Source organism: Nguyenibacter sp. L1, assembly GCF_035199985.1.
Classification (GTDB): domain Bacteria; phylum Pseudomonadota; class Alphaproteobacteria; order Acetobacterales; family Acetobacteraceae; genus Gluconacetobacter; species Gluconacetobacter vanlangensis.
Genome location: NZ_CP127015.1, coordinates 4,073,333 through 4,090,909 on the forward strand (window position 1 = coordinate 4,073,333; position 17,577 = coordinate 4,090,909).

15 protein-coding genes and 1 tRNA gene are annotated in these 17,577 nt (G+C 69.5%); 13 read left to right on the forward strand and 3 right to left on the reverse strand.

The annotated features are described in order from the left end of the window. Window positions 1-51 precede the first annotated feature (51 nt). The 9 genes from QN315_RS18490 to QN315_RS18530 all read left to right on the forward strand — a co-directional run bounded on the left by QN315_RS18490 (window position 52) and on the right by QN315_RS18530 (window position 8,321). The gene (locus tag QN315_RS18490; RefSeq protein WP_323990847.1) at window positions 52-1,344 is read left to right on the forward strand and encodes a DUF445 domain-containing protein; all 1,293 of its coding nucleotides are present in this window, start codon (window positions 52-54) and stop codon (window positions 1,342-1,344) included. Between the two features lie 177 nt (window positions 1,345-1,521). Further along, window positions 1,522-2,058, forward strand: a complete 537-nt coding sequence (locus tag QN315_RS18495) for an SUF system Fe-S cluster assembly regulator (RefSeq protein WP_323990848.1) — start codon at window positions 1,522-1,524, stop codon at window positions 2,056-2,058. A 12-nt stretch (window positions 2,059-2,070) separates the two neighbouring features. Continuing rightward, window positions 2,071-3,561: a Fe-S cluster assembly protein SufB gene (gene sufB / locus QN315_RS18500; RefSeq protein ID WP_176640414.1), complete on the forward strand. Its 1,491-nt coding sequence runs from the start codon at window positions 2,071-2,073 to the stop codon at window positions 3,559-3,561. A 6-nt stretch (window positions 3,562-3,567) separates the two neighbouring features. Further along, window positions 3,568-4,350 carry a Fe-S cluster assembly ATPase SufC gene (sufC, locus tag QN315_RS18505; RefSeq protein ID WP_323990849.1) on the forward strand — a complete coding sequence of 261 codons (783 nt, stop codon included), beginning with the start codon at window positions 3,568-3,570 and terminating at the stop codon, window positions 4,348-4,350. Beyond that, window positions 4,347-5,612, forward strand: coding sequence for a Fe-S cluster assembly protein SufD (sufD, locus tag QN315_RS18510; protein ID WP_323990850.1), 1,266 nt, complete (start codon window positions 4,347-4,349; stop codon window positions 5,610-5,612). Before sufC ends, sufD begins: the two co-directional genes overlap by 4 nt. Window position 5,613: 1 nt before the next feature. After that, complete coding sequence (locus QN315_RS18515; RefSeq protein WP_323990851.1) at window positions 5,614-6,864, forward strand: cysteine desulfurase; 1,251 nt, start codon at window positions 5,614-5,616, stop codon at window positions 6,862-6,864. 41 nt (window positions 6,865-6,905) lie between these two features. Then, window positions 6,906-7,355, forward strand: a complete 450-nt coding sequence (locus QN315_RS18520) for an iron-sulfur cluster assembly scaffold protein (protein ID WP_323990852.1) — start codon at window positions 6,906-6,908, stop codon at window positions 7,353-7,355. Between the two features lie 7 nt (window positions 7,356-7,362). Then, entirely contained in the window at window positions 7,363-7,866 is a 504-nt protein-coding gene (locus QN315_RS18525; RefSeq protein ID WP_408904554.1) for an SUF system Fe-S cluster assembly protein, read from the forward strand. Between the two features lie 74 nt (window positions 7,867-7,940). Next, complete coding sequence (locus QN315_RS18530) at window positions 7,941-8,321, forward strand: iron-sulfur cluster assembly accessory protein (RefSeq protein WP_323993645.1); 381 nt, start codon at window positions 7,941-7,943, stop codon at window positions 8,319-8,321. Between the two features lie 121 nt (window positions 8,322-8,442). Here QN315_RS18530 and QN315_RS18535 read toward each other — a convergent pair whose 3' ends face one another. Continuing rightward, window positions 8,443-9,723 carry an RsmD family RNA methyltransferase gene (locus QN315_RS18535; RefSeq protein ID WP_323990853.1) on the reverse strand — a complete coding sequence of 427 codons (1,281 nt, stop codon included), beginning with the start codon at window positions 9,721-9,723 and terminating at the stop codon, window positions 8,443-8,445. A gap of 82 nt (window positions 9,724-9,805) precedes the next feature. After that, a complete protein-coding gene (locus QN315_RS18540; RefSeq protein WP_323990854.1) occupies window positions 9,806-11,482 on the reverse strand; it encodes a DEAD/DEAH box helicase in 1,677 nt (558 codons plus the stop codon). A 242-nt stretch (window positions 11,483-11,724) separates the two neighbouring features. On the opposite strand from QN315_RS18540, the gene QN315_RS18545 reads away from it, so the two are divergent. Continuing rightward, window positions 11,725-13,557, forward strand: coding sequence for a glycoside hydrolase family 15 protein (locus tag QN315_RS18545; protein WP_176640382.1), 1,833 nt, complete (start codon window positions 11,725-11,727; stop codon window positions 13,555-13,557). A gap of 39 nt (window positions 13,558-13,596) precedes the next feature. Here the strand turns inward: QN315_RS18545 and QN315_RS18550 are convergent, their stop codons facing one another. Next, window positions 13,597-14,049 carry a CopD family protein gene (locus tag QN315_RS18550; protein WP_176640383.1) on the reverse strand — a complete coding sequence of 151 codons (453 nt, stop codon included), beginning with the start codon at window positions 14,047-14,049 and terminating at the stop codon, window positions 13,597-13,599. A 191-nt stretch (window positions 14,050-14,240) separates the two neighbouring features. On the opposite strand from QN315_RS18550, the gene QN315_RS18555 reads away from it, so the two are divergent. The 3 genes from QN315_RS18555 to tig all read left to right on the forward strand — a co-directional run bounded on the left by QN315_RS18555 (window position 14,241) and on the right by tig (window position 17,278). Continuing rightward, complete coding sequence (locus QN315_RS18555) at window positions 14,241-15,674, forward strand: NAD(P)H-hydrate dehydratase (protein ID WP_323990855.1); 1,434 nt, start codon at window positions 14,241-14,243, stop codon at window positions 15,672-15,674. A gap of 92 nt (window positions 15,675-15,766) precedes the next feature. After that, window positions 15,767-15,851: transfer RNA gene (locus QN315_RS18560), tRNA-Leu, on the forward strand. Window positions 15,852-15,943: 92 nt separating this feature from the next. Next, complete coding sequence (tig, locus tag QN315_RS18565) at window positions 15,944-17,278, forward strand: trigger factor (RefSeq protein WP_323990856.1); 1,335 nt, start codon at window positions 15,944-15,946, stop codon at window positions 17,276-17,278. Window positions 17,279-17,577: the final 299 nt, after the last annotated feature.

Here is a 17,577-nt window from a genome sequence, read left to right on the forward strand (position 1 = left end):
GGGGCCTGCGGGTGCTTGGGTTCATGCGGCCGGAATGGTATCGACGGGACGATGAACACGATCCCCGACGCGGACAGGGCGGCCCGGCTGACATTGCGACGCTATCGCCGGGCGGCGACCGGCCTGCTGGTCGCCATGGGGGCGCTGACCGCCGCCGGCTATGCGGCGCCGGCGGCCGGCCTGGTGGCGGACGGACCCTGGCTGGAGGTGCTGCGCGCCGGCGCGAAGGCCGGGGTGGTGGGCGGGCTGGCGGACTGGTTCGCCGTGACCGCCCTGTTCCGCCGGCCGCTGGGCCTGCCGATTCCGCATACCGCGATCCTGCCGGCGCAGAAGGCGCGGCTGGGCGAGGCGCTGGGCCGTTTCGTCGCCGGCCATGTCTTTACCGAGGACGACGTCAATGCGGCGATGGACCGGATCGACCTGCCGGAGATCCTGGCGGGGCTGATGGACGACCCGGCCTCGGCCGAGACGGTCAGCCGCAGCCTGGCCGGCGCCGCCCCCGCGGTGCTGGAACGTCTGGAGGACGGGCGCGCGGGATCGGGCCTGGCGCGGATCATGCCGATGCTGCTGGGGGGCGAGGAGGTGGCGCCGGTCGTGGCCCGGACCCTGCGGGCGCTGGTCGAGGGCGACCGGCACCAGGAGGTGCTGTCCTTTCTGCTGGCGCGCATGAAGGACGGGCTGAAGGCCAAGGAAGCGTCGCTGCGCACGATGATCGAGGACCGGGTGCGCGAGCAGGGCGGGCGGATCCTGGGCTGGGCCATCGGCGGGTCGATCGCGACCAAGGTGCTGGTGGCGGTCAACCAGGAGCTGGACCGGATCGACCCGCAGAATTCGGAGCTGCGCGAGGGCTTTACGAGCTGGGTGCGCGCCGAGATCGACCGGATCGAGACCGATCCGGAGCGGCGGCGCGACATTACCGGCGCGATCATGGGGGTAATGACCCATGACAGCATCCGCAACTGGAGCGGCGATGTGTGGCGGCGGATGCGGCTGATGATCGAGGCCGACATGGGACGGCCCGACGGATGGGCCGCGTCGATCGTCCGCGACACGCTGCTGCGCCTGGCCGAGCAGATGCGCACCGACCCGGCGCTGCGCGAGCGGGTGGCGACGGGCGTGCGGCGAATGATCTTGCGCGGGCTGCCCTTCGTGCGGGAACGGCTGTCGCGCTTCATCGCCGCGGTGGTGGCGGGATGGGATGCCGACATGCTGGCCGAGCGGCTGGAGCTGCGTGTGGGCAAGGACCTGCAATTCGTGCGGCTGAACGGCACGCTGGTGGGATTTCTGGCAGGCGCCGGCCTGGCGCTGGTGCTGCGGCTGGCATTCGGGCCGGGAGCGGGCTAAAGCACGCGGGTTGGACGGGAAGCGGCCCCCGATTATGCCGTTATGCGGCCCGTCAGGTGACTGGGCTGTGCCGATTGCACTTGACGCTGGCCTTGCACGGAAGCATCTGGAAACGGAAATCAGTACTGATTTGGTCCGCTATGGGCGGACGGGACCGTGGCCGGCGAAGGAGGGCGGATGCTGAAATTGTCGAAGCTGACCGATTACGCCGTCGTCGCCCTGGTGCGCCTGGCGCAGGCGGACGAGGTGATGACGTCGCCCGCGCTGGCGCAGGCTACGGGAATCCCGGAACCGACGGTGGCCAAGGTGCTGAAGATCCTGGCGGCCGACGACCTGGTCGTGTCGTCGCGCGGCGCGCGCGGGGGGTACCGGCTGGCGCGGAAGCTGGACGATATTTCCGTCGCGCGGGTGATCGCCGCCGTGGACGGTCCGATTTCGCTGACGGCCTGCGTCGATGGCGGGGGGTGCGACACGCGCGGGCTGTGCGGGCTGTGCGGCCAGTGGGACGCGGTCAATGACGCGATCCGCGGCGCGCTGTCGGCCATCAGCCTGTCGGACATGCGCCGTTGCGGGCAGCGACACGGCGCGGGATCGCCCGGCTGGGGCTCTGAGCGAGGCTCTGACAGGGAGCCTGGTCAGGGCCCCGATCAGGGCAGGGGGGCCGCGCCGGCGGTCCGGGACATATCCGCGGCCGGCCGGGCCGAAGCGGTCTGAGGGAGCAGGAAGATGCCAGCGATTGCCGAAACCCGCGATGCGGTCGAGAGTCTGAGCCAGTCCACGTACAAATGGGGGTTCGAGACCGAGATCGAGATGGATCTGGCCCCCAAGGGGCTGAACGAGGATACGATCCGCCTGATCTCGCACCGCAAGCAGGAGCCGGAGTGGCTGCTGGACTGGCGGCTTAAGGCGTTCCGGGCCTGGCAGGCGATGGCGGAGCCGGCCTGGGCGAAGCCGCGCCATCCGCCGATCGATTTCCAGGACGCGCATTATTATGCCGCGCCGAAGAAGAAGGCCGGGCCGAAATCGCTGGACGAGGTCGATCCCGAATTGCTGCGCACCTATGAGAAGCTGGGCATTCCGCTGCACGAGCAGGCGATGCTGGCGGGGGTGGAGGTGCCCGAGGGCGAGCAGGCCCGTGCCCCGGTAGCGGTGGACGCGGTGTTCGACAGCGTATCGGTCGTGACCACCTTCCGCGAGACGCTGGCCGAGGCGGGGGTGATCTTCTGCCCGATTTCCGAGGCGGTGCGCGCGCATCCGGACCTGGTGCGCCGCTATCTGGGCAGCGTGGTGCCGGTGTCGGATAATTTCTATGCGGCGCTGAATTCGGCGGTCTTTACCGACGGCTCGTTCGTCTACATCCCCAAGGGCGTGCGCTGCCCGATGGAGTTGTCGACCTATTTCCGCATCAATGCGCGCAATACCGGCCAGTTCGAGCGGACGCTGATCATCGCCGAAGAGGGGGCGTCGGTGTCCTATCTGGAAGGCTGCACGGCGCCGATGCGCGACGAGAACCAGCTTCATGCGGCGGTGGTCGAGCTGGTGGCGATGGATGACGCCGCGATCAAATATTCGACCGTGCAGAACTGGTACCCGGGCGACGCGGAAGGCCGCGGCGGGATCTATAATTTCGTGACCAAGCGCGGCGCCTGCCGCGGGGCGCGGTCGAAGATCTCCTGGACGCAGGTCGAGACCGGGTCGGCCATCACGTGGAAATATCCGTCCTGCATCCTGCAGGGCGACGGATCGGTGGGCGAGTTCTATTCGGTCGCGGTGACCAACAACCACCAGCAGGCCGATACCGGGACCAAGATGATCCATATCGGGCGCAACACGCGCTCGACGATCATCGCCAAGACCATCAGCGCCGGGGAGTCCGACAGCACCTATCGCGGGCTGGTGCGGATGATGCCCAAGGCGTCGGGAGCGCGGAACTTCACACAGTGCGACAGCCTGCTGATCGGCGACCGCTGCGGGGCGCACACCGTGCCCTATATCGAGAGCCGCAACATGTCGGCCAAGGTGGAGCACGAGGCCACGACGTCGAAGATCTCGGAGGACCAGCTCTTCTATTGCCGTCAGCGCGGCCTGTCGGAAGAGGACGCGGTGGGGCTGATCGTCAACGGGTTCTGCAAGGACGTGCTGAAGGAACTGCCGATGGAATTCGCGGTCGAGGCCCAGAAATTGCTGCAGATCAGCCTGGAAGGCAGCGTCGGCTGAACGGAGATGAGTGACGTGAGCAACGAGTTTGTACGGATCGCCGGCCTGTGCGCCAAGATTTCCGATGGCGGCATGGACAAGGAGATCCTGCGGGGCGTCGATCTGGAGATCCCGGCGGGCGAGGTCCATGCGATCATGGGGCCGAACGGGTCGGGCAAATCCACCCTGTCCTATGTGCTGGCGGGGCGCGAGGATTACGAGGTGACAGAGGGCACCGCGACCTTCAAGGGTCAGGACCTGCTGGCGCTGGAGCCCGAGGCGCGCGCGGCGCTGGGCCTGTTCCTGGCCTTTCAGGCGCCGGTCGAACTGCCGGGGGTGAACAACGCGAATTTCCTGCGCACGGCGGTGAATGCGGTGCGCCGCGCCCGGGGGCAGGACGAACTGGATGCCGTGGCCTTCCTGAAGGCGGTGCGCCAGGAGACCAGGCACCTGTCGATCGCCGACGACATGCTGAAGCGCAACGTGAATGTCGGGTTCTCGGGCGGCGAGAAGAAGCGCAACGAGGTGCTGCAGATGCGCATGCTGCAGCCGTCCTTCGCCATCCTGGACGAAACGGACAGCGGGCTGGACATCGACGCGCTGCGCATCGTGGCCGAAGGGGTGAATTCGCTGCGTGCGCCCGATTTCTCGGCGCTGGTCATCACCCATCACCAGCGTCTGCTGGATTACATCGTGCCGGACCGCATCCATGTGATGGCGCGCGGGCGGATCATCCATAGCGGCGGACCGGAGCTGGCCAAGCAACTGGAAGCCCAAGGTTATGCCCGTTTCCTGGCGGAGGCGGCGTGAACGCGATCGCGCCCGCCGGCGCCAGCGCCGCCGCATTCCTGGCGCGCCATGCGGCGCGGGCCGGGGCCAGCGCCGCGCGCGACGCGGCGGCGGAATGGCTGGGCCGCGCCGGGCTGCCGCGCAGCGGGGTCGAGGCGTGGAAATATACCTCGCTGCGCGTGCTGGGGGACGTGGCCTTCGCCGCCGCGCCGGCGCAGGCCGACCCGGCGCGGGTCGAGGCGATCCTGGCCGAGGCCGGACGGGTCTTCGGGCTGGAGCCCGGCCTGCCGCGCGCGGTACTGGTCAATGGCCGGTTCGATCCTGCGCTTTCGCGCCTGCCGGCTGGAGTGCGCGCGGTACGGTTCAACGAGGCGACCGACCTGTCGCCGGCCGATGACGTGGCGAGCGCGCTGAATGCGCTGCTGGCCGAGGACGGGCTGGTGCTGCATGTCGCCTCCGGCCATGATGCAGGCCGGATGGCGCTGCTGTCGGTGGTGATCGCGGGGGATACGCCGCTGTCGGTCCATCCGCGGCACCGGATCGTGCTGGAGCCGGGGGCGAGATTGTCGCTGCTGGACCTGGCGGTCGGGCAGGGGAATTATCTGAACAACCCGGTCATCGACATCGCGGTCGCGGACGGGGCGTCGCTGGTCCATGCCAAGCTGCAGGCCGAGGATGTTTCGGCGCGGCATCTGGCGGTGGTTCGCGCCGATATCGGCGCGGGCGCGCATTATGACAGTTTTACCCTGACCCTGGGGGCGGGGCTGGCCCGGCACGAGGTCCATGCCCGGCTGGGGGCCGAGGGCGGCGTGGTGCACGTCAACGGCGCGCAATTGCTGGACGGGCGGCAGCATGCCGACCTGACCAGCGTGATCACCCACGGCGCGCCGGCCTGCAATTCGCGCCAGACGGTGAAGAACGTGTTGTCGGAGCATGCGCGCGGTGTGTTCCAGGGCAAGATCCTGGTCGAGCGCATTGCGCAGAAGACCGACGGTTACCAGATGAACCAGGCGCTGCTGCTGTCCGAGACGGCCGAGATCGATGCCAAGCCGGAGCTTGAGATCTATGCCGACGACGTGCGCTGCAGCCATGGGGCGACGGTGGGCGCGCTGGACGGCGACCAGTTATTCTATCTGCGCAGCCGCGGCGTGGCCGAGCACGAGGCGCGCGCCATCCTGGTCAAGGCGTTCCTGCATGACGCGGTCGCGCTGATGGGGGACGACATGTTGCGCGCGGTGCTGGATCGCGCGGTCGAATCCTGGTGGAACCGGAAGGACGCATAAGATGGACCTGTCGCCCGTCGTCATGACCGACCCGATCGACGCGCTGCGCGGCCTGCGCGACGATTTTCCGATCCTGAACGAGACGGTGCACGGCAAGGCACTGGTCTTTCTGGACAGCGCGGCGTCGGCGCAGAAGCCGGTACAGGTGATCGATGCCATGGCGGGCGCGATGCGCACCCAGTACGCCAACATCCATCGCGGCCTGCACTGGATGAGCGAGCGGACGACCGAGGCGTATGAAGGGGTGCGGGACCAGGTTGCCGGGCTGATCGGCGCGCCGTCGCGCGAGGAGATCATCTTTACCCGCAACAGCACCGAGGCGATCAATCTGGTCGCCCATTCCTTCGGCAGCCTGATGCGGCCGGGCCAGGCGGTGGTGATTTCGGAAATGGAGCACCACGCCAACCTGGTGCCCTGGCAGATGCTGCGCGACCGCACGGGCATCGAGCTGCGGGTGGCGCCGATCAGCGATGACGGCGACCTGGAGCTGGATGCTCTGGGGCGGCTGCTGGAGGATGGCAGGGTCGCGCTGGTGGCGGTGACCCATATGTCCAACGTGCTGGGCAGCGTGACCCCGGCGCGGCGGATCGCGGACATGGCGCATGACGCGGGCGCGCGCGTGCTGTTCGACGGCAGCCAGATGGTGGTGCACCGCAAGGTGGACGTGCAGGCGATCGGGGCGGATTTCTATGCCTTTACCGGGCACAAGCTGTATGGCCCCAGCGGGATCGGCGTGCTGTGGGGACGGCGCGCGCTGCTGGACGAGATGCCGCCCTTCATGGGCGGGGGCGACATGATTTCCGAGGTCCGGTTCGAGGGATCGCGCTGGGCGGCGGTGCCGCATAAGTTCGAGGCCGGGACGCCCGCGATCGTCGAGGCGATCGGGCTGGGGGCGGCGATTTCCTATATCGAGGCGGTCGGGTACGACGCGATCGCGGCGCATGAGGCGGCGCTGGTGTCCCATGCCCTGGAGCGCCTGGGCGACGTGCCGGGCCTGCGCGTGGTCGGGCGGCCGGCCGATCGGGGCGGCGTGATCTCGTTCGTCATGAAGGACGCGCACCCGCATGACATCGCGACCCTGCTGGACCGGAGCGGGATCGCCGTGCGGGCCGGGCATCATTGCGCCGAGCCGCTGATGCGCCGCCTGGGGCTGAGTGCGACGGCGCGGGCCAGTTTCGGCGTGTATACGACGCGTGAGGAAGTGGACATGCTGGCCACGGCGCTGGAGCAGATCCGCTCCTTCTTCATCTGAAGACCGGCATCTGGAAATCGGCATCTGAGGATCGAGGGGGAATGGACCAGGAGGGGATCTATCAGCAGCAGGTGATGGACCGGGCCCGCGCGCCCGTCCATGCCGGTCTGCCCGAGGGCGCGACGCATGAGGGGACGGGCGTGAACCCGATGTGCGGCGACCAGGTGCGGGTCGGGCTGGTGCTGGACGGGCAGGGGCGGGTGGCGCGGATCGGCCATCGGACCCGGGGATGCGCGATCTGCGTGGCTTCGGCCGATCTGATGGCCGAGCTGGCGCTGGGGTGCGACGGTGGCGAATTGAAGGCGGTGTCGGCCGCGTTCGACAGGATGGTGCGCGACGGCGGCGCCGCGCCCCGCGATGAACTGGCGGTGTTCGCGCCGCTGCGGCGGCATCGGTCGCGGATACGCTGCGCCACCCTGCCTTGGTCGGCGCTGGAGACCGCGCTGGCGGATGGCCGGCAGCGCGCGACGGACGAATCAAAGGACGGATGAGACGGGAATGAACGTGCAATCCGAAAAGATCGAGACGGCGGAGACGACCGGGACCGGGCCTGCAGAGGCCGGGACTGCCGGGTTTTCGTTCGATGCGCCGGCTTCCGAGCCGGACGGGTCGGTCGAGAGCTGGACGCCGGACGAGATGCCTCCGGCCCGGGGAGCGGAGCCGGGAACGAAGCCGGGAACGAAGCCGGCGGGGGACGGAACGCCCGACGAGGATGCGGTGATCGCGGCGATCGCCAGCGTCTATGACCCGGAGATTCCGGTGAATATCTACGAGCTTGGCCTGATCTATGCGATCGACCTGCATCGTGACGGCAAGGTGCGGATCGAGATGACGCTGACCGCGCCCAACTGTCCCAGCGCGCAGGAACTGCCCGCGCAGGTGCAGGAGGCGGTGCGTGCGGTGGCCGGCGTGACCGGCGCCGAGGTCGAGATCGTCTGGGACCCGCCGTGGGATATGTCGCGGATGAGCGACGATGCCCGCCTGGCCCTGAACATGTTCTGAACAGGTTTTGAATGCCGCTTTCGGGAGAATGCCCCCCCATGACCCAACCAACGACCCAGCCGATGACCCAGCCGATGACCCAGCCAATCGGCGGAACGCCCGCCGCCGCCCGCCCGGCGCGCGCGCTGCCGCCGCTGATGTCGCTGTCCGACCGTGCCGCCGAACGGCTGCGCGCCCTGTATGACACCGCGCATGCCGGCCAGTTGCTGCGCGTCGCGGTGTCGACCAAGGGCTGTTCGGGCCATGGCTACGACATGAGCTTCGTCGGGGCGCCCGGTCCGGGGGACGAAATCGTGACCGACAAGGGGGTGACCCTGCTGGTGGACCGCAAGGCGACCCTGTTCCTGATCGGCACGGTGATGGATTACGAGGTGAAGCAACTGGAATCGGGCTTTACCTTCATCAACCCGAACGAGAAGGGCCGCTGCGGCTGCGGCGAGAGCTTCCACGTCTGATTCGAACCAGGCGAGGGCGCTGCCCTCGACCCCAATCTATCGATAAATAAATGGTTTCCAAAGGCGCCGCCTTTGGTGGGGTTCGGGGCGAAGCCCCGAAAAAGGGACCGTGCGCCCCGGGTTACCGGCCCGGGCGCCGGGGGCGTCTGGGAGCGGTGAAGACGCACACGGCCTCGGTTTCGGTGGACCAGAGGAACTGGTCGATCACCGTGAGGCCGTCCAGCGTGTAGCCCGCCTCCTTGAGGCCCGCGACGTCGCGGGCCAGGGCCTGGGGATTGCAACTGACATAGATGATGCAGGGCGGGCGCCCGGCGATGATCTGCGCCATCTGCGCGCCGGCCCCGGCATAGGGCGGGTCCAGCACCACGGCGCTGGCCTGGGCCAGGTGCTGCGCCATGACCGGTTGGCGGTTCAGGTCGCGCCGTTCGGCGATGACCCGCGTGCCGGCCGCGGCGCGGTGCAGGGCGGCGTACGCGTCGGGATGGCCCTCGAACGCCAGGACCTTGGCGTGCCGGGCGAGCGCGAAGGACAGGGTGCCGCAGCCGGCATAAAGTTCGATGATCGTGTCCTTGCGCCCCAGGCGCCGGGGCAGTCCGGCCAGGATGGCGGCGACGATCGCGGCCTCGCCCTGGCGGGTCGGCTGGAGGAAGGCGCCGGGCGGCGGGGTGACGGCAACTCCGGACAGATCGTGGCGGACGGGCGCCGTCTGGGAGGCGGTTTCCGGGGACTGGGTACTGCCGGCGGGGCGCCAGGCGATGCGCGGCACATGGTGCGCGCGCGCGAAATCGGCCAGCTTGGCCCGGTCGGCGGCCGCCAGCGGGCCATCGGTGGCGAGCAGCAGGTCGGGGCCGGAATCGAGCAGGTTGACCTGTGCGTCGCCGGTGCGGCGCAGCGCGCCCAGCGATTGCATGAGGCCGCGCAGTCCGGCGATCAGCGCGAACAGCGCCGGGTCCAGCACCGGGCAGGCCGTCAGGTCGATCACGTCGCCGCGCCGGGCGTGCAGGCCGATCGACACACCCTGCGGCAGGCGCCGGACCGCCAGGTCGATGCGCCGCCGGCTGCCCGGCGGGCTCTGGTGCGTCGCGGGCGCGGGCGGGGCGGCGAAGCCGGCGCGTTCCAGCGCGTGCCGCACCAGAGCCTCTTTCCATGCCAGGGTGGCGGGACGTGCGAAATGCTGGAGCGCGCAGCCGCCGCACAGGCCGAAGAGCGGACAGGGCGGATCGACCCGGTCCGGGCTGGGGCGCAGCACCCGGACCAGCCGGGCCGCGCGCGGGTCCTGCATGTCGGCCAGCACCCGTTCGCCCGGCAAGGCGCCGGGGATGAACAGGCGGCCGCCATCAGGGGCGTGGGCGATGCCGTCGCCGTCGGCCCCGAGTTGGGTGATGTCGGTCTCGATCGTCATGGCGTCATCGCCTGAGCGGACAAGCACCTGAGCGGAGAAGCGCGCGGCGGATCGCCGCCGGCGCGCCTGTCCGCCCGGGCCGTCAGATCGCGCCGTCAGGCAGGTCCGCCGCGTCGGGGGACGGGGCGACGGAGAAACTGCGCCGGGGCAGCAGCATGAAGGCCGGGACGTCGTCGCCGAAGCCCAGCGCGCCGTTCTGGATGATCTCGTCCGGCACGCGCTCGGCGTCGCGGTCGCGGGGGCGGCCCGTGTCCGGCTTGCGGGGTTCGGGGCGCTGCGGCACGGGCTTGGCCTCGGCGGGTTCGGCCCTGGCCGCCGGCGGCGTCGGCGCCGGCGCCTCGTCGCGCGGACGGGATTCGGGCTTGCCGCCGCGTCCTTTGCCCCTGGCCTTGTCCTTGCCGCCGTCCTTGCCGCGCCGGCCGCCGCGGGGCCGGTCTTCCTCGGACCATTCCAACTGTTCGATACCCTCGACGGCCAGGCGTGGGATCGGGTGGCCGATCAGGGCCTCGATCGCCCCGGCCAGGGTGCGGTCGAACGGCGTGGCCAGGCTGTAGGCGTGGCCGGTGCGTCCGGCGCGGCCGGTGCGTCCGATGCGGTGGACATAGTCCTCGGCATGGAAGGGCAGGTCGAAATTGAAGACGTGGGACAGGCCGCCGATATCGATGCCGCGCGCGGCGACGTCGGAGCAGACCAGGATCTTGAGATCGCCCGCCTTGAAGCGTTCCAGCGTGGCGAATCGCACCGATTGCGGCAGGTCGCCATGCAGGGCGCCGGCGGCGAAATCATGCTTGACCAGCGATTTGCACAAGATGTCGACATCGCGCTTGCGGTTGCAGAACACGATGGCGTTCTGCACCGCCTCGTCACGCAGCATATGGCGCAGGGCGCGACGCTTCTCGGTTTCGTCGACGATCACCAGCCCGGCCTCGATCGTCGTGGCGACCGAGGACGGCCGGCTGACGGTGATCTCTTTCGGGTTCTGCAGGAACATGTCCGCCAGGCGCCGGATTTCGGGCGCCATGGTGGCCGAGAAGAACAGGGTCTGCCGCAGGGGCGAGAGCATGCCGACGATCTTCTCGATATCCGGGATGAAGCCCATGTCGAGCATGCGGTCGGCTTCGTCGATCACCAGCAGCTTGGTCTGGTTCAGCAGCAGGCCGCCGCGTTCGAACAGGTCGATCAGCCGCCCCGGGGTCGCGATCAGCACGTCGACGCCGCGATTGAGCACGTCCTTCTGCTCGGCCATGCTCTCGCCGCCGATCAGCAGGGCGTGGTTCAGCTTGAGGTATTTGCCGTAATTGACGAAATTCTCGGCGACCTGCAGCGCCAGTTCGCGTGTCGGCTCCAGGATCAGGGAGCGCGGCATGCGGGCCCGGGCGCGCGAGCCGGAGAGGATTTCCAGCATCGGCAGGGTGAAGGAGGCGGTCTTGCCGGTGCCGGTCTGCGCCACGCCCAGCACGTCGCGGCCCATCAGGACATACGGGATGGCCTGGGCCTGGATCGGCGTGGGATGGCGGTAGCCCATCTCGTCGATCGCGCGCAGGATCGGCGCTGCCAGGCCGAGGTCGGAGAAGAGCGGACGCTCGGGTTCGGCCTGCGCCTCGGCCGGGGAGTCCGCGCCGGTTCCGGCGTCCGGCCCGTCGGCCGGGGGCTGCCCGTCGGCATGCGACTCCGTGCCCGAATCGGACGGAGCATAGGATGCGGGATGGCGTTCGGCGTCATGCGCGGCCGATGGGGAGGCGTTCGTCTTGGCGCTCAAAATTCTCTCGAACGTGTCAGTGGTGTGGTCCCGTTCGTTCCGCCACGATGCGGTTCGGCAGGCATGGTGGCCTGATTTCCTGCGACGAAGCAGGGCCTTGCGAAAATGAAGGCGAATCCCCCGATTCCGCGTGTTCGTCCGTATCGGCAAATGGAACGAAAATCAAGCGTGGCGCGTTGCATAAACGGGTTCGTGCCTTCGGCATCGCGCGGGCCCGTGGCATCGGGTCTCTGGGAGGTGTCGTGGTTAACGTCGAACCGCAGAAAATCGAAGATTATGGACTGATCGGCGATGGGCGAAGCTGCGCCCTGATAGGACGGAACGGTTCGATCGACTGGCTATGCTGGCCGCGTTTCGACAGCCCGGCCTGTTTCGCCGCCCTGCTGGGCAATGGCGAGAACGGGCATTGGCTGCTGGCCCCGGACGAGGAGCGCGGCGGCGCGCTGATCACGGTGACGCGGACCTATCGCCAGCAGGGCATGGTGCTGGAGACGGTGTTCGAGACCCATGGCGGGGTGGTGGCCATCCTGGATTTCATGGCGATCGGGACCGAGACCCCGACGCTGATCCGGATCGTCGAGGGGCGGCGCGGCGCGGTGCCGGTGCTGAACTGGCTGGTGCTGCGGTTCGACTATGGCCTGTCGGTGCCCTGGGTGACGCGCCTGCCGGACAATATGGGCATTACCGCCATCGCCGGCCCGTCGCGCTGCGTGCTGCGCTGCCCGGTCGCGCTGCATGGCGAGGGGCGCCATACCGTGTCGCGCTTCATCGTGTCGGAGGGCGACCAGGTGCCGTTCGTGATGACGCATCTGGAATCGCACGGGCCGGTGCCGGACCCGATCGACGCGCTGGCCGCGCTGCGCCGGACCGAGCAGTTCTGGTCGGACTGGATCGCGCGCTGCACGTACAAGGGCGTGCATGCGCCGGCGGTGCGGCGGTCGCTGCTGACCCTGAAGGCGCTGATCTATCAGCCCACGGGGGGGATCGTCGCCGCGGCCACGACCTCGCTGCCCGAGGAGCTGGGCGGCGAGCGCAACTGGGATTACCGCTATTGCTGGCTGCGCGATGCGTCGCTGACGCTGATCGCGATCATGGCGGGCGGCTATTACGAAGAGGCGATGCAGTGGCGCAACTGGCTGCAGGCGGCGGTGGCGGGCAGCCCCGACCAGGTGCAGATCATGTACGGGATCGGCGGCGAGCGCCTGCTGAACGAGTGGGAGGCCGGGTGGCTGCCCGGCTATGCCAAGTCGGTGCCGGTGCGGATCGGCAACGCGGCGGCCGGACAATTGCAGTTGGACGTGTATGGCGAGGCGATCTCGGCGCTGCATGTCGCGCGCCAGACGCGGCTGTGCGCGATCACGGATGGCTGGCGCCTGCAGGTCGGGCTGCTGGAGCATCTGGCGAGCATCTGGAAGGAGCCCGACGAGGGCATGTGGGAGGTGCGGGGCGGACGGCGCCATTTCACCGTCTCGAAGATCTCATGCTGGCTGGCGTTCGACCGGGCCATTCGCGATGCCGAGAAATACGGGCTGGAAGCGCCGCTGGAGGAATGGAAGGCCCTGCGGCAGGATATCCATGACGCGGTCTGCCGGGACGGGTTCAACGCGGACAAGAACAGCTTCGTGCAGTATTTCGGCGGCAAGGGGCTGGATGCCGGGCTGCTGCTGATCCCGGTGGTGGGATTTCTGCCGGCGGAGGATCCGCGCGTGGCCGGGACGATCGCGGCGGTCGAGCGCGAATTGCTGGACGAGCACGGATTCGTCCGCCGCTATATCCCCGATCATGCCGTCGAGGGGGTCGCGGGGGGCGAGGGGGCGTTCATCGCCTGTTCCTTCTGGCTGGTGAACGCCTATGTCGCGCAGGGGCGGCTGGAAGAGGCGCACGCCCTGTTCAACCGGCTGCTGGCGCTGCGCAGCGACCTGGGCCTGCTGGCCGAGGAATATGACGCCCGGAGCGGGCGGCAGGTGGGAAATTTCCCGCAGGCCTTTTCGCACCTGTCGCTGATCAACACGGCGGCGATCCTGAGCGCCGGCCGGATCACCACCATGGGGGCGCCGCCGCTGCCGCAGCTATAGTGCCCGCATGGTGTGGGGTGACCCCGGGGTCGGGTCCGGTCAGAGGCCGCGCGCCATGGCGGCGGCGAGGATGGTGAGCACGCCGAGCCCGGTATTGGCCAGCACCAGCGCGCGGATGCTGTCGAAGATGGCCGGTTGCGGCCGGATGGCGCGGCGGGCCTTCTGGAACGGGCCGAAATAGATGCGGGCGAACAGGGCCGCCATCGCCAGGCCCAGCAGTTGCATGGCGTTGACCTGCCACGGGACGGCGGCGAATCCGCCCTCGTGCAGGACCAGCAGCCAGCCGGAGACCAGCACCGTCGGCATGAGGTGCCATACCATGCGGAAGAAGCGGGTCAGGGTCTGCAGATGGACCGAGGCGCGCTGGGTCGCGTCCAGCAGGCCCAGGCTGGGCCGCAGGACGAATACGGCATGGACCATGCCGCCGACCCAGGCGGTCATGCCCAGGATATGGATCGCGAGCACGAGGCTCCAGAGGATGGAGGAGGTCATATCTGCTCCGCTGGCAAATGGAGGGCGGCCCGCGTGACGGGGCGGACGCGGCGATGCTATGTGTGATCGCCAATTCCGCAACGCGGCGCAAGGCCGTTGCTCGCGGGTTCCCCATGGTTGGGTCCAGGGCGGGGTTCAAGGCTGGATCTGGGGAGGAGGCGGGCTGGGGAGTGTCCGATGGAACGGTGCACATGTCTCTGATCGCGGACCTGATCCTGCCTGATCCCGAGCAGATGGGGCGGATCGACCGGGAAGGCAGCCGCACGGTGCCGGTCTACGACCTGATGGAAAATGCCGGGCGGGCGGTGGCACGGGCGGTGCGCCGCCATGTGGCTCCGTGCCGGGTGTTGGTGCTGTGCGGTCCGGGCAATAATGGCGGGGACGGCTATGTCGCCGCGCGCCGGCTGGCGCAGGCGGGCTGGCCGGTGGCGGTGGCGGCCCTGGCCCCGCCGCGGCCGGGCGGAGATGCCGACCGGGCCGCGGCGCAATGGACGGGGCCGCGCGTGCCCTTCGCGGCGGCCGAGGCGGCACGGGCCGAACTGGTGATCGACGCGGTGTTCGGCGCGGGGCTGAGCCGCGATGTCGACCCCGAGGCGGCGGCGGTGCTGGCGGCGGCGCGGCGGGTGGTGGCGGTGGACGTGCCCAGCGGCATCGATGGCGCGACCGGCGCGGTGCGGGGCTATGCCCCGCGCGCCGAAATGACCGTGACCTTCGTGCGGGCCAAGCCGGGGCATCTGCTGCTGCCGGGGCGTGCGATGGCGGGGCGGCTGGAGGTGGCGGATATCGGCATGCCCGCGGCCGCGCTGGCGGCGGTTTCGGTCCGGACCTGGCGCAACGCGCCCGGCCTGTGGCGGGTGCCGGACGCGGAGATGGACAGCCATAAATATGCGCGCGGCGTCGTCAGCATCTGCGGCGGCGGGACGATGCCCGGGGCGGCGCGGCTGGCCGCCGCGGCGGCGCGGGCGGCGGGGGCCGGGCTGGTGCGGCTGGCGGCGGGCGAGGCGGCGGCGCTGTACCGGATGGGCGAGCCGGGGCTGGTGGTCGATGACGGGACGCTGGACGCGCTGTTGCAGGACGGGCGCCGCCGCGTGTGGATCTGCGGACCCGGCCTGACCGAGCCGGAGGTCGGCGAGGTGTTGCCGCGCCTGTTGCGGGCCGGGCGGACCGTCCTGGCCGATGCGGGGGCGTTTCTGCTGGCGGCCGGCCGGCCCGAGCGGCTGCGCGGGGCGGCGGTGATCACCCCGCATGCGGGGGAATTCGCCCGCGTGTTCGGCGCGCCGGGGGATGACCGGCTGGCGGCCGCGCGGGCCGCCGCCGCGCGATGCGGCGCGGTGGTGGTGCTGAAAGGGCCCGACACGGTGATCGCGGCGCCCGACGGGCGGGCGGCGATCAACGCGCATGCGACGGCGGCGCTGGCGACGGCCGGGTCGGGCGACACGCTGACCGGGGTGATCGCGGCGCTGCTGGCCGCCGGGATGGCGCCATGGGAGGCGGCCTGTGCCGGGGTATGGATCCATGGCGAGGCGGGGATGCGTGCCGGGGACTGGCCGGTGGCCGAACAGTTCGACCGCCATCTGGGCGCGGCGCGGGCGCGGGCCTGCATGTTGGGCGGAACGGCGGGCTGACGAACGGGGCGGGGCGCGGAATCGCGCCATTGTCGGCTTGCCGGATCGGGCATCGTGCGCTAAAGCCGCCCGCTTGAGGCCCGGGCGCCGTAGCGGGCGTGGTGGAATTGGCAGACACGCCAGATTTAGGTTCTGGTGGCGCAAGTCGTGGGGGTTCAAGTCCCTCCGCCCGTACCAGCCCGGTCAATCGCGTTTTGCGTGCGGACGCCGCCGGCCCGAGCGGCCAGGCGCGTTCTTTGAAAGTTCTGACCGAGAGGATGGCCTGGCAGATGCAGGTTACTGAAACGCTTTCCGAAGGCCTGAAGCGCGGCTTCACCGTCACGGTGCCCGCCGGTGAACTGGAGAGCAAGCGGGCCGCCCGCCTGAAGGAACTGGGGCAGTCCATGAACCTGCCGGGCTTCCGCCCGGGCAAGGTGCCGCTGAGCATCGTCAAGCAGCGCTATGGCACCGCCGTGCAGGGTGAGGTGCTGGAGCAGGCGGTCGGCGACGCCACGCGCGCGCTGCTGGAGGAGCGTGGCCTGCGCCCGGCGATGCAGCCGCGCGTCGACCTGGTGTCGGGCGCCGAGCCGGGGGCCGCCGACCTGGAATTCAAGGTCGAGATGGAACTGCTGCCCGAGATCGCGCAGCCGGACCTGTCGGATTTGGCGCTGACGCGCCTGAAGGCCACTCCGGACGCCGAGACGATCGACAAGGCGCTGAAGGACATTGCCGGCCGCCAGCGCAGCTTCGAGACGATCGACGAAGTGCGTCCGGCCGCCCAGGGCGACGTCGTGGTCGTGGATTTCGTCGGCAAGGTCGATGGCGAGGCGTTCGAGGGCGGTACCGCCGAGGACGTGAATGTCGAGATCGGCGGCGCGGGCTTCATTCCCGGTTTCGCCGAGCAGATCGAAGGCATGACGCCGGGTGAGGAAAAGACCATCGCCGTGACGTTCCCCGCCGATTATTCGGCGGCCGAGCTGGCGGGCAAGGACGCGACCTTCGACATCAAGGCGAAAGGTCTGAAGCGCCCGGTGGATGTCGCGATCGACGACGAGATGGCCAAGAAGATCGGCTTCGAGGGGCTGGAGCAGGTCCGCGAGGCCATCACCAGGCAGGTCGAGCAGGAATACGCGCAACTGTCGCGCCTGCGCATCAAGCGCGACCTGCTGGACGCCCTGGCCGGGAAGACCGACTTCGAGGCGCCGCAGGGCATGGTCGAGGCCGAGTTCGCCCAGATCTGGCAGCGGGTCGAGGCGGATCGCAAGGCCGGCGAGCTGGATGAGGAAGACAAGGAGAAGGACGAGGAGACCCTGCGGTCCGATTACCGCAAGATCGCCGAGCGCCGGGTGAAGCTGGGCCTGCTGCTGGCCGAGATCGGCCGGCTGAACGCGATCACGGTCACCCAGGACGAGATGATGCAGGCCATCCGTGCCGAGGCCATGCGCTATCCCGGCCAGGAGCAGGCGGTGTTCGAGTTCTTCCGCAAGAATCCGCAGGCGACGGAGAGCCTGCGCGGCCCGATCTTCGAGAACAAGGTTGTCGATTACGTGATCGAGCTGGCCAAGGTCGAGGAAAAGGACGTCACCCCCGAGGAACTGGCCGAGATCCCGCCCGCCGACCTGTAAGCCGGTCGATTCTGCGATTCCCCGATTCTGGGTTCTCGATCCCGGGTCTCGATCCTGGGGCCAAGCCCCCGGTGCGGTTTGCTGCGCCGGGGGCTTGGCGTTGTTCCGCGGGATCCTGGGCGCCCGGGTTGCGGCGGGGCCGCGCAGGCCGTTGTTTTGGCGCGCGGATCGGCCCGGCGCAGGGCCGGCGGTGCATCGGCGTGGGCTCTAATCGCCGTGAAATGACGGGGGTGGGGTGGTATCCGCGCGGTTTATCTCTATCTTGATCAGCATAACCGGGGAATGACCCGGCCGTCGGT